The sequence below is a fragment of the Niastella koreensis GR20-10 genome (assembly GCF_000246855.1).
Classification (GTDB): domain Bacteria; phylum Bacteroidota; class Bacteroidia; order Chitinophagales; family Chitinophagaceae; genus Niastella; species Niastella koreensis.
Genome location: NC_016609.1, coordinates 5731114 through 5750007, shown reverse-complemented (window position 1 = coordinate 5750007; position 18894 = coordinate 5731114). Strand labels below are relative to the sequence as shown.

General features: G+C 44.5%; 15 protein-coding genes. 8 read left to right on the top strand and 7 right to left on the bottom strand.

Annotated elements, in window-relative coordinates; all coding sequences use genetic code 11:
• Window positions 1–38: 38 nt before the first annotated feature.
• Window positions 39–929, bottom strand: coding sequence for an NmrA family NAD(P)-binding protein (locus NIAKO_RS22640; protein ID WP_014220783.1), 891 nt, complete (start codon window positions 927–929; stop codon window positions 39–41).
• 82 nt (window positions 930–1011) lie between these two features.
• On the opposite strand from NIAKO_RS22640, the gene NIAKO_RS22635 reads away from it, so the two are divergent.
• Both NIAKO_RS22635 and NIAKO_RS22625 read left to right on the top strand, forming a co-directional pair.
• A complete protein-coding gene (locus NIAKO_RS22635; RefSeq protein WP_014220782.1) occupies window positions 1012–1410 on the top strand; it encodes a winged helix-turn-helix transcriptional regulator in 399 nt (132 codons plus the stop codon).
• Between the two features lie 428 nt (window positions 1411–1838).
• A complete protein-coding gene (locus tag NIAKO_RS22625; protein WP_014220781.1) occupies window positions 1839–2624 on the top strand; it encodes a PI-PLC domain-containing protein in 786 nt (261 codons plus the stop codon).
• Window positions 2625–2718: 94 nt separating this feature from the next.
• Here NIAKO_RS22625 and NIAKO_RS22620 read toward each other — a convergent pair whose 3' ends face one another.
• Window positions 2719–4533 (bottom strand): bifunctional metallophosphatase/5'-nucleotidase, encoded by a 1815-nt coding sequence (locus NIAKO_RS22620; RefSeq protein WP_014220780.1) that lies wholly within the window; start codon window positions 4531–4533, stop codon window positions 2719–2721.
• 213 nt (window positions 4534–4746) lie between these two features.
• Here NIAKO_RS22620 and NIAKO_RS22615 point away from each other — a divergent pair, with 213 nt between their 5' ends.
• The 4 genes from NIAKO_RS22615 to NIAKO_RS22600 all read left to right on the top strand — a co-directional run bounded on the left by NIAKO_RS22615 (window position 4747) and on the right by NIAKO_RS22600 (window position 10223).
• A complete protein-coding gene (locus NIAKO_RS22615) occupies window positions 4747–5169 on the top strand; it encodes an SRPBCC family protein (protein ID WP_014220779.1) in 423 nt (140 codons plus the stop codon).
• Window positions 5170–5475: 306 nt separating this feature from the next.
• Window positions 5476–8451, top strand: a complete 2976-nt coding sequence (locus tag NIAKO_RS22610; protein ID WP_014220778.1) for a DNA polymerase III subunit alpha — start codon at window positions 5476–5478, stop codon at window positions 8449–8451.
• A 5-nt stretch (window positions 8452–8456) separates the two neighbouring features.
• Window positions 8457–9614 carry a DNA polymerase IV gene (gene dinB, locus NIAKO_RS22605; protein ID WP_014220777.1) on the top strand — a complete coding sequence of 386 codons (1158 nt, stop codon included), beginning with the start codon at window positions 8457–8459 and terminating at the stop codon, window positions 9612–9614.
• Between the two features lie 216 nt (window positions 9615–9830).
• Entirely contained in the window at window positions 9831–10223 is a 393-nt protein-coding gene (locus NIAKO_RS22600) for a response regulator (protein ID WP_014220776.1), read from the top strand.
• 117 nt (window positions 10224–10340) lie between these two features.
• Here the strand turns inward: NIAKO_RS22600 and NIAKO_RS37075 are convergent, their stop codons facing one another.
• Window positions 10341–10793, bottom strand: a complete 453-nt coding sequence (locus NIAKO_RS37075; protein WP_014220775.1) for a glycine zipper domain-containing protein — start codon at window positions 10791–10793, stop codon at window positions 10341–10343.
• A 732-nt stretch (window positions 10794–11525) separates the two neighbouring features.
• Here NIAKO_RS37075 and NIAKO_RS22590 point away from each other — a divergent pair.
• Complete coding sequence (locus tag NIAKO_RS22590; RefSeq protein ID WP_014220774.1) at window positions 11526–13967, top strand: InlB B-repeat-containing protein; 2442 nt, start codon at window positions 11526–11528, stop codon at window positions 13965–13967.
• Window positions 13968–14044: 77 nt separating this feature from the next.
• Window positions 14045–16024, top strand: coding sequence for a pectate lyase family protein (locus NIAKO_RS38185; protein WP_014220773.1), 1980 nt, complete (start codon window positions 14045–14047; stop codon window positions 16022–16024).
• 101 nt (window positions 16025–16125) lie between these two features.
• Here the strand turns inward: NIAKO_RS38185 and NIAKO_RS22580 are convergent, their stop codons facing one another.
• The 4 genes from NIAKO_RS22580 to NIAKO_RS22565 all read right to left on the bottom strand — a co-directional run bounded on the left by NIAKO_RS22580 (window position 16126) and on the right by NIAKO_RS22565 (window position 18842).
• Entirely contained in the window at window positions 16126–16338 is a 213-nt protein-coding gene (locus NIAKO_RS22580) for a hypothetical protein (protein ID WP_041347160.1), read from the bottom strand.
• A 95-nt stretch (window positions 16339–16433) separates the two neighbouring features.
• On the bottom strand, window positions 16434–16619 hold the full coding sequence (locus tag NIAKO_RS22575; protein WP_014220771.1) for a hypothetical protein: 186 nt from the start codon (window positions 16617–16619) through the stop codon (window positions 16434–16436).
• 239 nt (window positions 16620–16858) lie between these two features.
• Complete coding sequence (locus NIAKO_RS22570; protein ID WP_014220770.1) at window positions 16859–17575, bottom strand: head GIN domain-containing protein; 717 nt, start codon at window positions 17573–17575, stop codon at window positions 16859–16861.
• Between the two features lie 67 nt (window positions 17576–17642).
• Window positions 17643–18842, bottom strand: coding sequence for a TonB-dependent receptor (locus tag NIAKO_RS22565; protein WP_014220769.1), 1200 nt, complete (start codon window positions 18840–18842; stop codon window positions 17643–17645).
• Window positions 18843–18894: the final 52 nt, after the last annotated feature.

Genomic DNA, 18894 nt, shown 5'->3' with positions numbered 1-18894 from the left:
AGCTAAAGCCGTCCACCTGACAGGTCAGCCTTCCTTGCTTAACCCTGTTGATATACCCTTGCAAAATCTTCGGCAAATGCACTGAAGTTGCGGCTGCCAAATACTTCCTTTGCATGTTGGGCGTAATGCGCCGCCAGTAAACCATCTCTGATAGCGATTCCCATATCTACAATATAATGCTGGGCTGCATCTTTTGAGAAACCGTTTTGTAACAATCCCTGTAATAACTGGTCATCGGTAAACTGCACCCAGGCAAGATCGGGTTTACCAATAGCAGTACCCAGCATTTGAGCAATTTGCCGGCCATTCAACGTATCGCTGATTATATATTGCACGTTTTTACCCGTAAACGAGGGTTTTGAAAATGCTTCCGCGGCTGCATCGGCTATGTCTTCGGGATGCGATAGCACCATATTTACCCTGTCGTCATAATTGTTTCCAATAATACCCTGGTATTTTATAAGTCCTATGCTGCCATAGAAGTTGGAATAAAAGCCGCCGGGACGCAGGTGTAATACGTTTAATGCCGGTAATTCATCCAGAAAGCTTTCCAGGTTCTGGTAATTCACCAATGGAGGCTGGCCTGCCAGGGGAGAACCGGAACTGCTTAAGTTAACTACATAGGAAATGCCTGTTTCCCGGATGGCACGTGCATAATTTTTGCCAACCGTAATGGTAAAAGCTTTGTAATCCGGCGCACTGAAATTGTGCGGGATCATCAGGTATACGGCATCGCTACCCTGAAATGATTGTTTTACAAATTCGTAATCCTCCAATGAACCAATCAGGGGCGTAGCTTGTAATTTTTTAATGTCTTCAGCTTTGCTGGCATTGGAGCTGATGACAGAAACCTGGTGTCCCTGGGCTACCAGTTTTTGGGTTAGAGAACGGCTGATGTTCCCCAATGAACCTGTAACAGTAATTTTCATTTTTATGCTTGTTTAAATTTGTTGCACAAAACTAAAATGATACTTACTTTTATACAAGTACTTACCCTAAAGTGTGTATACTATGACTTTAATTAAAGAAGCATCAACCATCCAGGAAAACAAGAGTAAGGCCTTTGTAGCCTGCCCGGTAACCTTTGTTATGGAAAAGATAGGCGGTTATTGGAAACCTATTATTTTATTCAACCTGTTATCGGGGCCCAAGCGGTACAATGAATTGAAAAAGTCAATTCCAACCATTACAGAAAAAGTATTGATACAACAATTAAAACAACTGGAAGCAGATGGGCTGCTGATAAGAAAATCAAAACCGGTTGTACCGCCTTATGTTACTTATGAGTTGTCAAAATCAGGTAAAGCTTTACGACCTGTTTTATATGCTATGGCAGAATGGGCAGTGGGTAACGGAGGTAAATTATCGAAGATATTCTCAAAGCAAATGAAAGATTTTCCAATGGAGTAAAAGTGGTCGCAAATTGTATGCAAGAGGTTGTATGTGGGGATAAAAAAGTTGTTACAACATTATTGCGATTGCGTTCAGGTATGCATGCTTTTGGGTATTGGTGTACATTTTTTATATTGTTTATCAGACAATTACAACGCAAGTGGGTCGCGGCTCTACCCGTTTTCTGCAATATATTTTCCCTGTTTCCGTTTAATGAAAGCTCTTACCGGACACTGCCGGACGAGTTTACCTGTAGAAAGATTGCTTCACTAACAAGGAGTAATTTTTTTGTTGAGGTAATGTTTATGTTAATAGGTGTGAAAGTGACATTTAATTTGTAATTTGCGCACTCTAATCAATCAATTACTCCGATTGCAGGATGTTTCCGAATTGCCAGATGGATCATTAACTTTTAACCTGCAAAAAAAATCCAATCTTATTTTTTTATGCGTAAGTTATTTTTATTTATTACTGTTTTATCCTGTACAACAGCCTTTGCACAACCTAAAGTTTATTCAACAGCCAATGCGCATTCGCACAATGACTATCAACAGGGATCGCCGTTGATCTCTGCTTACACACTGCAGTTTGGTAGTGTTGAAGCGGATGTAATGTTGTCGGGCGATGAATTACTGGTAGCTCACACCGAGCGTGATTTTGACCAACACAAAACGCTGGAAGATCTGTACCTGAAGCCAATTCAGGGTTTTATTCAGGCCAACAAAGGACATGTATACGCTGATGAATCACGTAAGCTGATCCTGATGCTGGATATCAAGAGTGATGCCATTCCTACTGTAAATAAAGTCATCGATCTTTTACAAAAATATCCTGAGCTCATTCATACGCCTTCATTCAAAGTAATGATCAGTGGTAACAAACCCGACCCCAATACTTATATTTCTTATCCTTCTTTCCTGGTATTCGATGGTTTGTTAAGCTCCAGGTATTCTAAAGAGGCCATTGGCCGCATCGCTATGCTGAGTGACAACTTCATCAACTATTCAAAATGGAAAGGAAGCGGTCCTATTCCTGCTAAAGAAGCAGAGCGTTTGAAAAGCCTGATCGACAAAGCGCACGGCCTGGGTAAAGAAGTTCGTTTGTGGAACGTGCCAGATTTTGACGATGCCTGGATAGAAGTTATTAAACTGGGTGTTGATTATATCGATTCTGATAGTATCAAAGCCCTGGCGCAATTCCTGAAAAAGCAACAACAACTGACGCAGAAATAGTTGACAAGTTAACCAGTTGACGAGTTAACCTGGTCAACTGGTTAACCCGTCAACTGGTCAACCTGCTTCTTCTTACCTCTTACTTCCTCTTTTTCTACCTGAACTCATAACCCAAACCCATTACCTGGGTCAACAGGGTATGAGGAGCATCAGTAGCGGTACACCGGCCTTCCATAACCGGAGCAATAGGTGAGTGCACTGCCAGGTATTCTTCAATTACTTTATGCATGGTATAACCAAGTAAATGCGGTTGTTTAACACCCTGCATGCGGCAGAGCGTGGTATCTGGATCGCCTTCCCGTTCACAGGCAACAAAACTATATTCGCGGTTCAGGTCAAGCGGTTGGCCGCCCACCTTAACATAATTAACCCGTTTGCCTGGTTCGTTGGCGAGGGTGAAATTCATTTCCATGCCTTTAAACCTGATTACCCAACCACCCAGGCGTTTGGCCGGGTCTTTGGCAAATGTATTTTCCAGTTCGGTTTCTAACCAGTCCCATAATTGTTTACCGGTAACGGTCCCTTGTTTTGCTTCGCTGTCAACCGGCAACATGCTCCACAAATAATCAACAGTGATGTCTGCCATGCCTGTAGCCGGGTCGGGCGTCAGGGGCGGACAAAAACGAAACCCGTTGCTCAGGGCAATATCGGGTTTGAATTTCCACATAATGGCATCGGTGATAAAATTGTCCATCGGCGTTTCAATCACGTAGTACCTTATCAATGGATTTTTAGTTTTACCTATCACCCGGCTTAATTCCTTTTTATAGGGTTCATGGGCCTGGCTGATGAGGTGTTTCATTTCTTCATCTTCGTGGTATTTGCCGGGATCAACATCCAGTAGTTGATAGGTGTGGTCTTTTATAATGCCATTCTCCATCACAAGATCCAGCCTGGCCATAAACGACGCGAATGCCCCTGGTTCTGTTACCTTGGCATAGGCGCCCTGGATGGGTTGCCGTAACCGCTCATGGGTATCGGCCCCCAGAATATAGTCAACCCCCTTTACCTGCTCCATATTGGATAATCCAAACTGTTGCGCCAGTCCCATATGGGTTATCAGGAATACCAGCTGGCACTTTTCATATTCCTTCAGGATCTTAATATACTTGGCTACGTTGGCTTCAGGCGGTGTAAACTTCATGCCATTGCAATAGGCGGGTGATTGCCGTTTTGGCGTCAGCGGATCGTTATAGCCAATAAACCCGATCTTGATGCCGGCAAGATGTTTAACGTAGTAAGGAGGAAAGATCAGGTCGCCTTTCATGTCGTCCTGCGTGTCGTGGTACATATTGGCGCACACCTTTAAAGCATCGTACCCAAACATATCCTTCATCATCATTTCTTTACCATATACCACTTCCCAGTTGCCGGGCAACATAATATCGTAGCCAATGTTGTTCATTAATGGTACAATGGCTTTCCCTTCACTTAATGCGGCAATACCACTGCCCTGAAAACAATCGCCCCCATCTATAACCAGGGTGTTTGCTGCATTTTGATTACGCAGGGTGTTGATCATTGTTTTAAGACTGGCCAGTCCGCCCCGTTTTTTATATACAGGTTTACCGTTCTCTATGAAAAATTCATCATGCTGGTAAAGTTGTGAATGAATATCGGCCGTGTGCAGCAAGGTGATCATATTGGCTTTGCCATTGCGCACCGCTTTATTTTGCTGCATGCTGTTATACTTATAAGCAGCATCCTCATTGTGTAAAGCAGCCGCAGCGAGGGGCGTAGTAACCAGTCCACCACCAATACCCAGGCTTAAACCCAGGCGCCCGGCTTTTTTGATAAAGTCACGGCGGCTGTTTTCCGATAATTCAACATGCAGTTCTTTTTCTGCCTGGTTTATGGCGGTATCATGACAACCAGCGCAGCTGCATTGGGGTGAGTGATTCAATGACATGGCAATCGTTATTTTAGTAAGAGTTAGTAAGTGGTGCGAACAGGCTAAATTACTGGGTTTATTGGTAAAAACGGTCCGTGCGTGTGGCGTTAACACAACAAGTCACAAATCACCCCCTCTTTTGTCCCGTTTACACAGCCTGAAGTTTAGTAACTTGAGGTAAGTTTGCCTTGTCAGTACGAAAAACATCATTAACTAATAAAAACTAAAAAAATGGAAACTGCCGCAACTAAAATCACCGTGGAAACTGTTGTAAAAGCTCCGGTTGAGAAAGTATGGAAATATTGGTCATTGCCTGAACATATTACAAAATGGTGCGCTGCTTCTGACGACTGGCATGCGCCCAAAGCGGAAAACGATTTAACTGTTGGCGGAAAATTTTCTACCCGGATGGAAGCTAAGGATGGCAGCTTTGGGTTTGATTTCGGCGGGGTGTATGACAACGTAAAAACAAACGAATTGATTGAATATACCATGGGCGATGGCCGTAAAGTAGCAATACATTTCTCTGCAAATGGTAATGAAACCAAAGTAGTGGAAACATTTGATGCAGAAAGCACGCATTCGGTTGAAATGCAGCAGGGGGGCTGGCAGGCTATTTTGGAGAATTTTAGAAAGTATACTGAGACTAATTAAGTTAATAAAGGTTTTTATTGTAGCCTCACTTTTATGGTGGGGCTTTTTTGTGAGTAGTACTCATTACTGACTATTCACAACTCACTCTAAAAAGTACATACTATCCTTTCTTAGTACAACCTGTAACTATTTACGAGCCAAACCATACGTGACAAAGTACAGTTTATACTCGCAGTTATAAAGTACCACCCTCATTTATAAAGGGTTTATTGATTCCAGTTGGTTGATTTGGATAATAAAAATTTAGTTTTACATACTAAGTACATTAGTGTTTATTGGCTAAAATAGTTAGTAATCATAGTAGCTTTGAAGAAGGAGCAAGGGACTACTATGTATTTAAATTGCAGAACTTATTTTAGTTTACGGTACGGCACTTATTCTACTGAAGAACTGGTTAATACCGCTGCAGACCACGGTATTCATGTACTGGCTTTAACAAACATCAATTGTACCTGCGATAGCTGGGATTTTGTAAACTTTTGCCAGCAAAAAGATATTAAACCGGTTGTTGGCGTTGAGATCAGGAATGAAGATACCCTGCTTTATCTATTGCTGGCAAAGAACAACCAGGGGTTTGCCTGCATCAATGAGTTCTTATCATTCCACTTACAACAAAAGAAAAACTTCCCGGAGGACGCATCTGCCTATTTTCAAAACAATCATGATGTATATATTATTTACCCCTTTGATAGAAAGGCTGCCGCTGATCTGTTGCCTGATGAATATCTTGGCATCCTGGCATCGGAATTAAACAAACTGTTTGGCACCGACTGGAAGAAGTACGAGCATAAACTGGTGGTACGGCAACCGGTGACCTTTCAAAACAAACAGTACTTCAATTTACATCGCCTGCTGCGGGCTATACATAAAAACATGTTGCTGTCGAAACTGCCGGTTGAAGCGCAGGCTTCGCCAGATGAAACATTTGTGTCACCAGCTGCGCTGCTGGAACAGTTCAGACAGTTCCCGGCAATAGTAACCAATACCTACAAGCTGCTGGATACCTGCCGGATCGTGATGGATTTCAAGGTGGATAAAAATAAGAAATGCTTCAGCGCTACTGCCGAAGATGACCGGGTATTGCTAGAGAAACTGGCTACTGAGGGATTGATTGCCCGCTATGGCAGCAAGAATAAAGCAGCGCACGACAGAATGCAAAAAGAATTAAAGATCATCAACGACCTGGGTTTTAATTCTTATTTCCTTATAAACTGGGATATGATCAGGTATGCCCAGTCGCGCGGATTTTATTATGTAGGGCGGGGAAGTGGCGCCAATTCAATAGTGGCATATTGCTTACGAATTACCGATGTAGATCCTATTGAGTTGAATCTTTATTTTGAACGTTTTCTGAATCCTGAGCGCACTTCCCCGCCCGACTTTGATATCGACTTCAGCTGGACCGACCGCGACGACATCATGGATTATATCTTTAAACGGTATGGTCGTAAGCATGTGGCCCTGTTGGGTTCTTACACTACGTTTCAGCATGATGCCACAATAATGGAACTGGGAAAGGTATTCGGCCTGCCCGTGGAAGAAATAAAAAGCTTGCAGCGTGCTGCCCAGCCTGCCGACAAAATACAGCGGCTTATTATGCAATATGGCCGGCTGATGAAGAATTTTCCCAATAACATTTCCATTCACCCTTGTGGTATGCTGGTAACAGAGAAACCTATTTATGAATATGCTGCTTTGTTTATGCCGCCAAAAGGATTTGCTACCACGCAAATGGATATGTTTGTGGCAGAGAACATCGGCATCAACAAATTTGATGTGTTGAGCCAGCGGGGGCTGGGGCATATCAAGGAAAGCCTGCGTCTGATAAGAGCTAATAAGGGAATAGATGTAAATATCCATGACTTCCACAATTTCAGACATAACCCTGCCATTAAAGATCAAATCCGGAAAGCAGAAACAATTGGTTGTTTTTATATAGAGTCGCCGGCCATGCGGCAACTGCTTAAGAAGCTCAGGTGCGATGATTACATAACACTGGTAGCAGCCAGCTCCATCATCAGGCCGGGCGTAGCGCAGTCGGGCATGATGCGGGAGTATATAACCCGGTTCCATAACCGGGATAAGATAGTATACCTGCACCCGCTTTTTGAGGAGCATTTAAGCGAAACTTTCGGCGTAATGGTTTTCCAGGAAGATGTGATAAAGATTGCGCACTATTTTGCGGGTTTGTCGTTGGGCGAAGCTGATATCCTGCGCCGGGCCATGAGCGGTAAATACCGCTCCGGCAATAAATTCAAACATGTAAAAGATAAATACATGGCTAATTGCCGGGAGTTGGGGCATACAGATGAACTGGCGCATGAAGTATGGCGGCAGATGGAAAGCTTTGCCGGTTATAGTTTTAATAAAGCTCACTCCGCCAGTTTTGCGGTGGAAAGTTATATGAGCCTGTACCTGAAAACGTTTTTCCCCAAAGAATTTATGGTGGCTGTGATCAATAATTTCGGCGGCTTTTATTCAACTGAATTATATTTTATTGAATTGATGAAAGCCGGCGGAATTATTCACGCACCCTGTATAAACAACAGCGAAGTATATACCAGTATCAGGGGCGATGAAGTGTATACCGGGTTTGTTCATATTAAATCGCTGCAGGAAAATTCCATACAACAGATCATGGAGGAGCGGAAGGCCGGTGGCGCCTTTCTTCATTTGCAGGATTTTATTGAACGTACCCAAATCGGGTTGGAGCAGCTCAACATCCTGGTGAGTGTGGGCGCTTTTCGGTTTACAGGTAAAACAAAAAAGCAATTGTTGTGGGAGGCCAATTTTCTGCAAAAGAAAAATAAGACCCATGTTCCGGTGAGCGGGTCTTTGTTTGTTGAAAAACCGGTAGAATTCACCCTGCCCGTGCTTACAGACAATGCCGTGGATGATCTATATGATCAGAAGGAGATCCTGGGATTCACCTTATCGAACCCGTTTGCGATGGTTGACACCGATACCGAAAATTATATTCCCGCCCGGGGAATAGGCAATCATTTGCATAAGACAATTACAGTACTGGTTTATTTTATAGCCAGCAAACACGTGCAAACGAAAAATAACGATATCATGTTCTTCGGAACTTTTATTGATAAAGACCTTGACTGGGTGGATACGGTTCATTTTCCTGAGACGGCTCGCAACTATCCGCTGCACAGTGGTGGTTTTTATAAACTTACAGGCCGGGTAGTGGATGATTTTGGCGTGTACAGCATTGAAGCCCGCCATATGGTAAAAGTAGGATTTAAGAAACGCAGTTACGATACTATTAAATAACAACCATGTTATTATCGAAGGACAGACATATTGCACATTTTGACCTGGATGCTTTTTTTGTATCAGTAGAAACCCTGCGAAATCCGAAGTTTCGTGGCAAACCATTGCTGGTAGGCGGAGGCAGTGACCGGGGTGTGGTAGCTGCCTGTAGCTATGAAGCCCGCAAGTTTGGCATTCACAGCGCCATGCCCATGAAAACTGCCCGCAGGTTATGTCCGGAAGCCATTGTTGTAAGAAGCGATATAGAGGCCTACAGCAAATATTCCCGCCTGGTGACCGATGTGATAAAAGATACGGTTCCTGTTTTTGAAAAAGCGAGTATTGATGAGTTCTATATCGACCTTACCGGCATGGATAAGTTCTTTGGGTGTTTGCAGTACACAGATCAGCTAAAGAAAAAGATCTATAAGCAAAGCGGCCTGCCCATTTCCTGGGGGCTGGCTTCCAATAAACTCGTCAGCAAGGTGGCCACCAATGAGGTAAAACCCAATGGACAGCTGGAGATACCCTTTGGGAACGAAAAGTCGTTTTTGGCGCCCCTCAGCATTATAAAGATCCCGGGCGTTGGGAAGGAAACCGGTTATAAGCTGTTAAAGATGGGTGTTGAAACGGTAAAAGTGTTAAGTGAGATCCCTATAGAAATGATGGAGAATTTATTGGGAAAACCGGGGATCGATCTGTGGCGGAAGGCAAACGGCATCGATGAAACGCCGGTGGTGCCCTATCATGAGCAGAAATCCATTTCTACCGAAAGCACCTTTCAAACAGACACCATCGATACCCATTTCCTGCACAGCCAGTTGGTACGCATGACAGAAGAAATTGCTTTTCAGTTACGGCAACAAAACAAGCTGACCGGCTGTGTGACCGTGAAAGTGCGATATTCTAATTTTGAGACCTTTACCAAACAAATTACCATTCCTTATACCAATGCCGACCATGTGCTGTTACAAACGGCCAGGGAGCTGTTCAATAAGTTGTACGAACGGCGATTACTCATCAGGTTATTGGGTATCCGGTTTACCCACCTCATTCCGGGAAATTACCAGATCAGCTTATTTGAAGATACTCAGGAAATGATCAAACTGTATCAGGCGATCGATAGTGTAAAAAAGCGGTTCGGCGAAAAAACGCTTATCCGGGCCGTCGGGGTGCGGCCATAAAACGAAAAATGCGCCTGATTGCCTTCATCTTAAGTGCAATTACTTATTGGAAAACAGAAAACTATTCATTTTTGATCTCTCTGGAAAAATCTTTTGTCATTCCAGACACTCCGGTGTATTAGTAATAAAGGGAATGTCTCACCTTTTGTGTAGGGCAGCCCTTAAAAGACCTTTAACGATTTGCGATACAGAAATTTTTGAAAAATGGAAGTAACTATGAAAAAAGAACAACCTATCACTATAGCCGTAGTAGACGACAACGCCCTGATTCGTGAAAGCGTAAAGTTTCGCCTTAAGTCATTGGGATACAATGTAGTTATGGAGGCAGAAAACGGGCAGGAGTTCCTTGATAAATTACACGAAAGCAATACACCTGATATATGTGTACTGGATATTAATATGCCGGTAATGAATGGGTTGGAAACCACCGTTCATTTAAAGAAAGACTGGCCGGCTATGAAGATTATTTTCTTCTCCATGGAGGATAGCAGCATATATATCAATAAAGGGATTCAATTGGGGGCCGACGGATTTGTGGCGAAAGATGCACCCTTTATGGATTTAAATAATATGTTGCTGACGGTAATTAAGCAGGTGCAAGTGGCCTAAAACTTGTTGAGCTTTTGGTAAAAACACGCACATTCCATTAAACCAAATAACAAAAGGCCTCTCGATTAAACTCGGGAGGCCTTGTTTTATATTGTTAATTGCTTATTTGTCAATTGCCTATTGGCTTACCCTTCCATCTTTTTTATCCATAGAACGGCCCACGCCATAACCGGCGCCGCCACCTAATACCGCACCGGCGGCTGCACCTAATCCCCGGTTCTTTTTAACTATAATAGCACCAGCTGCTGCACCAACCCCGGCGCCAATAACTGTTCCTTTGGCCGCTTTACTCCAACCTTTCTTCTTTTTGACCGGTTGTGCTGCAGGTTGTGTTTCGTTGACTGTTGTATAATGTTTATGCACTACGACAGTTTGAGCAGGGGGGGTAGTTGCTTTGGCATTATGTTGTTCCTTCCAGGCTTTATAATCGTTATACTCCTTTTGGGAGATGGTATCAGGTGCAACAGTTACACTGCCTGATTCCAGCTTGTTGTCATTGTTCTTACACGACGAAATCAACATAGCTGCGCTTACTACTACTGCTGTGGTTGTGTATAATATCCGTTTCATGATCTGCGATTTTAGGTTATTCAATCAAGACAGGATACATACTTGAAAAAGCGTGCCATAAAATCGGCAAAAGTTAAAACCGGTGCCAGGAGGTGCAGTAATGCCTCATTATCAATAGAATAGCAATCGTTTACATTAACAAAAAGAAATGGTAAGGGTTGTATGAAAATGTGGATGTTAAGGAATCCTTAGCGTATGGGGTTTTTACGATTGGTGGCGAACCCTTTTTGCTAAAAAATATTTTGCAGGTAAGCCAGCCTGTATCAACAGTTTGATTAATGAACTTAGTACATTCTTCTTCGTTATACCCGGTTGCTGACCGTATTTTCACGGTTGTGGTTGAACGATAGTTAATTGTATTGCACACGCTTCCGGGAACGTTTGCGTAAAAAAATGTCTTTACAGCACCTTGTGATAATTCACTTCTTTTTAACTTTCCTATAGTTATTAATTACCCATTCCCCGGATTTTTTCTTCAATTACCCAGATAATGTTTAACGCGCAACGCTTAATGCGTAACGTTTAATGCGTAACGCTTAACGCGTAATGCTTAACGCGTAATGCGCCCAGGATGGTGCATTTAGCTTTGAGTGTTTTGTCTTCTGCATGCCTCATGCTTAATAGCAAAAGGCACTGGGGAAAGCTGCGTTTAGCCTTCAGCCTTCGGCTTTCAGCGTTGAGCGTTTAGTGTTCAGCGTTCGGCATATTTATTCTTTAATTAAAGCTTGTTTTATGAAAAAAATGCTATTGCTATTATCTTCTTTATTCTTAGTTTATGTGGGTACCCATGCCCAGGATCTGTACGTTTCTCCTACGGGAAGTGCATCCAATCCGGGCACTTCCATTTCAGCGCCAACTACCCTGGCTAATGCGATTGCTACTGTTATAGCAGGCAGCACTATTTATATGCGGGGTGGTACGTATAATTTAACCGCCACCGTATTGATTGCAGAATCGAACAGCGGCACTGTATCTGCACCTAAAAACATTTTTGCTTATGGGAGTGAAGTACCGGTAATTAGTTTTGCCGGAATGGCTGTTTCCTCATCCAACCGCGGAATTATCCTGGATGGCAGCTACTGGCATTTAAAAGGCCTGATCATCGAAAGCGCCGGTGACAATGGCATGCTGCTTTCTGGTGATAACAACACCATTGAAAGCTGTATTTTCAGAAAGAATGCCGATACGGGTTTGCAGCTAAGCCGGTATAACACCAATTATACCACCATTGCACAATGGCCCAGTAATAACCTGATCCTTAATTGTGAGTCGTACGACAATAAGGACCCGGACAATGAAGATGCAGATGGTTTTGCCGCCAAATTGACCTGCGGCGCCGGAAACGTTTTTCGCAATTGTGTTTCACATAATAATATCGACGATGGCTGGGACCTTTACACAAAACCTGATACCGGGCCCATCGGCGCCGTAACGCTTGACGGCTGTATTTCTCACGACAATGGGATCCTTACTGATGGCACTACATCGGGCAATGGTGATAAGAATGGTTTTAAACTGGGTGGCGAAGATATTTCAGTGAACCATATTGTAAGAAGATGTACTGCTTTTAACAATGGTCAGCACGGGTTTACTTACAACAGGAACCTGGGTAGCATTGAGGTTACCAATTGCACTTCATACAATAACCCTGAACGCAATTTCAATTTCGATGGCGGCACCAGTGTATTTAAAAATAACCTGTCGTTCCAGAGTGGTTCAAATGATCGCATTATTGGTACGGCCACAGCACCAAACTCATTTCAGGGAGCTGCGGGTGGTTTTACCGTAACAGCAGCCGATTTTGTAACCTTAACGCCTGGTCCTGCTGCTAACCCAACCTCAAACGGGTTTTTAAATTTAGCGGCAGGCAGCGATCTTATAAACGCGGGTGTTACCTCTACCGGTATTACCTACAACGGCAGCGCGCCAGACCTGGGCGCTATTGAATCCGGCAATACATCTACCTCTTATTCTCTTACCACCAATATCTCACCTGCAGCCGGTGGAACAGTTAACCGCAGTCCGAACGCCACTACTTATGCATCCGGTACGGTTGTTACGCTTACGGCTACTCCCAGCAGTGGCTATACCTTTACCGGCTGGAGCGGTGATGCTACCGGTTCTTCCGCTTCGGTAACTGTAACCATGAACGCAGCTAAAACGGTTACCGCCAACTTCACCAATAGCACCGGCGCCACGTATGCCTTAACTACTACAGTGAGCCCTTCGGCAGGCGGCAGCATAACCCTCAGTCCGAATGCAACTTCTTATGCGGCCGGTACTGTGGTTACATTAACTGCTACCCCGGCATCGGGTTATGTATTCAGTAGTTGGAGCGGCGGCGCCAGTGGTGCCAACGCCACTACAACAGTTACGATGAATGGGAACACCAGTGTAACTGCCAACTTTACTACCAGCGGTGGTGGCACGGTCACTACCTTGCGCATCGATGATAAATCAGGTACGGGTACCGGTTATTGCAGCGCCAATGGTTCCAGGCAAAATACGTACACCGGGGCCGATGGCGGCTATTATATAAACCTGAGCAATTCGAGCGGACAGGGTATTACCTGGGCGGTGAGCGCCGGAGCAGCTGGTACGTATAACCTGGTTTGGCGTTATGCCAATGCCGGCTCACAAAGCGCTACAACGGCGAGGGTATTGGTAAATGGGGTACAGGTAAATGGGGCGGTGTCCTTCCCTAAAACAGCAACCTGGAGCACCTGGACCACCACGGCTGCCATTCCGGTTACCCTGGTTGCCGGTGCAAACAAGATAAGGTTGGAAACAACTGCTTCTTCTGAATTTGCCAATATCGACTGGATGGAAATTACCGGGAATAACCCAACCGAAGCCTCCTGCAGTGCTGCCACCGGTGCAAGAATGGCAACAGAGAGCGAAACCACTACCATGGTAGAAGGAGCGCCCATTGTTGTGCCTAACCCAACAACCGGGTTGTCAACAGTGCGGTTTACGCTGGGCAGTCAGCAGAAAGTGATCATAAACCTGTTTGCATCAGATGGCAGGCTGGTGTCAATCCTGACCAATCAAACGTTCGCAGCAGGTACTCATGCCGTTCCTGTTGACTATAAAGGCTTGCAGAAAGGCGTTTACTTTATATCAATAAACCTTAATGGTAAACAAAAACTACTGCAAAATATCCTGACCAGATAAAACAACCACCAGGGCCGTTTTTCCGCCACGGCGGAAGGCGGCCCTTCCTTATTCCTCATTAATCAAAAACAACTATTATGAAAAGCAGAATATTTTTCCTGCTGTGCGTGCTGATGACTTTTTTTTCGTTGTCGTATGCACAGGACCAATGCGCACCTGTAGGCTGGTGTACACAAAACGGCGGTACAACGGGTGGTGGTAATGCAACACCTGTAACTGTATCCAATATCAGTGATCTTACTTCCCAGGCCAATGGATCAGGCTCAAGAGTTATTTATGTAAGCGGCACCATGGGGGCTGGCGTTAGTACCCGGGTAAAAGTAGCTGCCAATACCACCATCATTGGTTTACCCGGCGCTAAGTTGTATGGTGGTTTCGATATCAAGGCAAGCAATGTAATCATAAGAAATATGATCGTACAGGGGCCTGGTTCGGTGGATGTGGATGGCGTGGATTGCATCACCATCCAGGATGCTGCTGCCACCAATATCTGGATAGATCATTGCGATATTTATGACGGTCAGGACGGTAATTTAGACATCTCCAATGGCGCCAGTTACATTACCGTTTCCTGGACGAAATTCCATTACACTTCTGCTTCCCAGAATCACCAGTTTTGCAATTTAATAGGAAGCTCAGACAGCAAAACATCTGACCGCGGCCGGTTGAAAGTAACCATGGTATACAACTGGTGGACCACAGGAGTGATTGAACGCATGCCCCGCGTACGTTTTGGTCAGGTGCATGTAGTGAATAATTTGTTCGATAGCCCCGGAAACAATTATTGTGTTCGTGCCGGAATAGAAGCCGATATCCTGGTAGAGAGTAATTATTTTGATGGCGTAAATACACCCATCGATCTGTACGAAAATAATTTCACCGCGGTAACCTCCCGCAATAACGTGTATAACAATACCACCGGTAACACGGCTGGCAGTGGTACTTCTTTTACGCCTGCTTATTCCATGAATATAGCCCCGGCAGCCAATGTAAAAGCTTTGGTAAGTAACGCCACCTGCGGGGCAGGGGCTACGTTGCCTTCGCCCACCCAATGTGGTTGCGGCACCAGCAGTTCCTTTGTGTTAACCACATCGGCCAATCCCGCTGCGGGTGGTTCAGTTAGCCGCAGCCCGAACGCCAGTACTTATGCACCGGGCACCGTTGTTACATTGACTGCTACGCCTGCATCGGGTTATACATTTACCGGTTGGAGCGATGGCGCAAGTGGTACCAATACTACCACCACTGTTACCATGAATGCAAACACCAGTGTTACTGCCAACTTCACCACCACTGGCGGTGGCGGAGGCACGGGCACTACTTTACGCATCGATGATAAATCAGGTACAGGTACCGGTTATTGCAGCGCCAATGGTTCCAGGCAAAATACTTATACCGGGGCAGATGGCGGTTATTATATAAACCTGAGCAATTCGAGCGGACAGGGAATTACCTGGGCAGTAAGTGCCGGAGCGGCTGGTACGTATAACCTGGTTTGGCGTTATGCCAATGCCGGCTCACAAAGCGCTACAACGGCAAGGGTATTGGTAAATGGGGTACTGGTGAATGGGGCGGTGTCCTTCCCTAAAACAGCCACCTGGAGCACCTGGACCACTACTGCGCAAATTCCGGTTACATTAGTGGCCGGTGCAAACAAGATCAGGCTGGAAACAACAACTGCAGCGGAGTTTGCCAACATCGACTGGATAGAAATTTCCGGAAATAATCCAACCGAGGCTTCCTGCAGCGCTGCTACCGGTGCAAGAATGGAAACACTTGTTACGGGTGTTAACCCGGCTGAAGTTAAACCAATGGTGCTGCCTAATCCAACAACCGGGTTGTCGACACTCCGTTTTGGGGTTACTACAATTGAAAAAGTGAAAGTGAACCTGTATGCAACTGATGGGCGGTTAATAAAAACACTGACCAATAAAACCTATGCGCCCGGTACCTATAATATACCTGTAGATTATACCGGCTTACAAAAAGGTGTTTATTTTATATTCATACATAACGGCAATTCAAAAACGGTTCTGCAGAATACGTTCGTACACTGATCTATAAGCCGGTTTTAGCGGGGTATGCAAATAAAAAGAGGATGCATCCGCCAGGCGGAGGATGCATCCTCTTATAATGTAAAGGAGGCGATTGCAAATTATTACGCTACGCTGGCTACGGCAAATTCCGGTTGTTCAGCTGCAGTAAGCGGAAACAGGTACCAGCAAACGCCCAGCAGAAAGCAGGCATATTCTTCGTTGCTGTACTTGTTGGCCGACAGTGAAGCAAAGGAAGGAGCTTCTACCATGTCACATACAGCCAACGGCATGGTTACCGTATGCTCAAATACCACCAGTTGCGAATTGTTCTGCAACGTGTAGTAGTATTTTTTTCCTTCAATTTCTATGATCCCGGTACCGTGAACCTTGTCAATAGCCAGTCTGCCGATCTCGACGCCATATTCATTTTTCAGAATAGTCCTGTTGTGCCATAATCCTGTTTTGTCGATAAAAAAAGCCGGTGGTTCTCTTCGCTGCTAATACGTACTGATTGTTGGTCCAGATTATACTTTATTACCAGTTTTGTATTGTCGCCTTCTGTCAGTTGATATTTTCTAATATAAACAGAAGGCTGGTTAACATACACCCATTTCATAATGCGGCAATTAGCGGGTTAAGAAATTATTAGGAAACTCCCGCCAAAAATATACCTGTTCACTATACGGGAAATGCGGTGTGGATTATTAATTGTGTATTGTGGAAAAAACGAGCAGTTTTTTGATAAATGTCAATCATGTAACTGCTTGTTCCCTCTGTAATATTAAGTCTGCATTATCTTTTTGTTAACTGGTATTTTGTGTTATAATTATTCTTATAAGTATAATTCTTCTGCCATTACTGATGTCTTACAGATCCTGAACCTGAAATATGGGTAGTAACTGCTGGTGAGCCTTTATACAAAACATCACCGCTGCCTGAAATGGTTGCATCCAGGCTTTGGGTGGCAAACAGGTTGATGTTACCCGAACCCTTAATATTGGCGCGGGCATCTTTTACCTGTAAGTCCAATGCATTTATTAACCCGCTTCCGCTCACACTCAGATTGTTCGTATTGGCATTGCCGCTGCTAACGGTTATCTGGCCCGAACCGTCTACACTGGCATTTACTTCAGATGTATTTACATTGTTAACCTTGAGGTTGCCGGAGCCATTTACCTGTAAAACCAAATTGGCAGGCGTTATGGGGTCTGTTATTTCAAGGTAACCTGAGCCACTTACCTTAAAAGACCGTACGTTGGGTCCGTTTACCAATACCGTAATGCCTTCGCTGCTGCGCACCTTGGTGATCTCGTGGCGAAAACGCACCTGCAGCTCGTTATTGATAACCACGGTTTCGATTTCTTCCAGGATGTTTTCCTGGGCCTGTAATTCCAGCTTAAAACCAGAATCCTGTTTAAAATAAAGGTTGGCCGGGATGTTCAGGTTCAAAGCATCGTAGGTGGCTGTTTGCCTGCTTTCTACTACTACCGGTCCTTTACCGGTGATCTTTTTACACGAGGTGGAAACGATGAATAATAAGGTCGCACAGAGTGCTAAATGGAAATTTTTCATGGTTGTAATATTTATGATAAATAATTGTTATGCGATTACCATTCTACTTTATAGTTCAACACCGGGATCATCCCGTTCTGGTATTGCTCTTGCTGCTCTCCACATATTTCTCGTTATAGGAATTGGCCGTATAGGAATATGCTAGCGCCGATTTCAGGGTAGTTTGATTGTCGATGGGGATAGTATGCGTGATGCCGGTAGCGCCAGTATTCGCGATGAACTTACCGGCGTACCGGTCATCCTGCATTTCCCATTTAGAACTATCGGTTTCGATCTTTTGGTTGTCGGAACTCAATCCGCCAAAACCAAATACCGTAAAAATTCCTTTATTTTTTGTGGGGAGATAAATGTTATATGAAAGGTCCTGGAAATTGGTTGTGCCCTGCGACAGATCGAGCCCCATTTTGTTTAATAGCGACAGGGTAGAGTACCGGTAGTTAACCAGGTAAGAACCCTTATGCGCCAATGGACCTTCTGCTGCTGCATTCAAACCCAGAAAACCTGCCTGCAGCGCGTACTCGTTTTTTTCGTTATTGCCCTTTCTGAGTTTCAGATCAAATACGCCGCTTAATGCATTGCCATATTCAGCGGCGAAGGCGCCGGTTAAAAAATCACTATTAGCCAGGGTTTGAGAACTTAGGATAGAAATACCACCGCCACTGCCGCCTGCTTCGCTAAAGTGATTGGGGTTGGGAATATCAACGCCTTCCATGCGCCATAATAAACCGGTAGTGGCGTTTCCTCTTATCGCAATATCGTTACCCCCATCATCAGCACTGGCCACGCCGGCAAACCCGGTAACCATGCGTAAGGGATCATTTACCGCTGCCGCATACTTCTGTGTTTCCTCTACTGTGAAGGCGCGGGCGCTAACCACACTCATGTCATTGAGCGGCCGGTTCTTTTTACTGTTGGCGGTTATTACAACTTCTTTTTCGGTTCTTACCTTTGTTTCCATCGTAATGGTCAACACTACCTCCTTGCCGGTATTCACTACTATATTGCTGGCAACTGCATCGGCGTAATTGATGCAGGTAATCAACAGGGTGTAAGTGCCTGCAGCTACATTGGGTATTCTGAAATTACCCAATGAATCAGCTACCACTTTTTTATCGGTACCCGTAATAACCACTGTTGCGCCGGCAATAGGTGTTTGCAACAGTTGATCCGTAACAGTGCCCCTGATGTTTTGCGCCAGTTGCGCAAAGCCTGTTAAATAGTATAACATACCTGCCATAAGCAAGGTGATTATTTTGGTGTTGATCATGATTGTTACTTTGCACTGTGACAATTGGTGAAGAACGAACCCCTATGGTTAA

Excerpts from the sequence above, each read along its gene's own strand:
- NIAKO_RS37075 (WP_014220775.1), bottom strand. The coding sequence starts at position 10,793 with ATGAAACGGATATTATACACAACCACAGCAGTAGTAGTAAGCGCAGCT.
- NIAKO_RS22615 (WP_014220779.1), top strand. The coding sequence starts at position 4,747 with ATGGAAACTGCCGCAACTAAAATCACCGTGGAAACTGTTGTAAAAGCT.
- NIAKO_RS22600 (WP_014220776.1), top strand. The coding sequence starts at position 9,831 with ATGAAAAAAGAACAACCTATCACTATAGCCGTAGTAGACGACAACGCC.
- NIAKO_RS22590 (WP_014220774.1), top strand. The coding sequence starts at position 11,526 with ATGAAAAAAATGCTATTGCTATTATCTTCTTTATTCTTAGTTTATGTG.
- NIAKO_RS22635 (WP_014220782.1), top strand. The coding sequence starts at position 1,012 with ATGACTTTAATTAAAGAAGCATCAACCATCCAGGAAAACAAGAGTAAG.
- NIAKO_RS22575 (WP_014220771.1), bottom strand. The coding sequence starts at position 16,619 with ATGAAATGGGTGTATGTTAACCAGCCTTCTGTTTATATTAGAAAATAT.
- NIAKO_RS22570 (WP_014220770.1), bottom strand. The coding sequence starts at position 17,575 with ATGAAAAATTTCCATTTAGCACTCTGTGCGACCTTATTATTCATCGTT.
- NIAKO_RS22625 (WP_014220781.1), top strand. The coding sequence starts at position 1,839 with ATGCGTAAGTTATTTTTATTTATTACTGTTTTATCCTGTACAACAGCC.
- dinB (WP_014220777.1), top strand. The coding sequence starts at position 8,457 with ATGTTATTATCGAAGGACAGACATATTGCACATTTTGACCTGGATGCT.
- NIAKO_RS38185 (WP_014220773.1), top strand. The coding sequence starts at position 14,045 with ATGAAAAGCAGAATATTTTTCCTGCTGTGCGTGCTGATGACTTTTTTT.
- NIAKO_RS22620 (WP_014220780.1), bottom strand. The coding sequence starts at position 4,533 with ATGTCATTGAATCACTCACCCCAATGCAGCTGCGCTGGTTGTCATGAT.
- NIAKO_RS22565 (WP_014220769.1), bottom strand. The coding sequence starts at position 18,842 with ATGATCAACACCAAAATAATCACCTTGCTTATGGCAGGTATGTTATAC.
- NIAKO_RS22640 (WP_014220783.1), bottom strand. The coding sequence starts at position 929 with ATGAAAATTACTGTTACAGGTTCATTGGGGAACATCAGCCGTTCTCTA.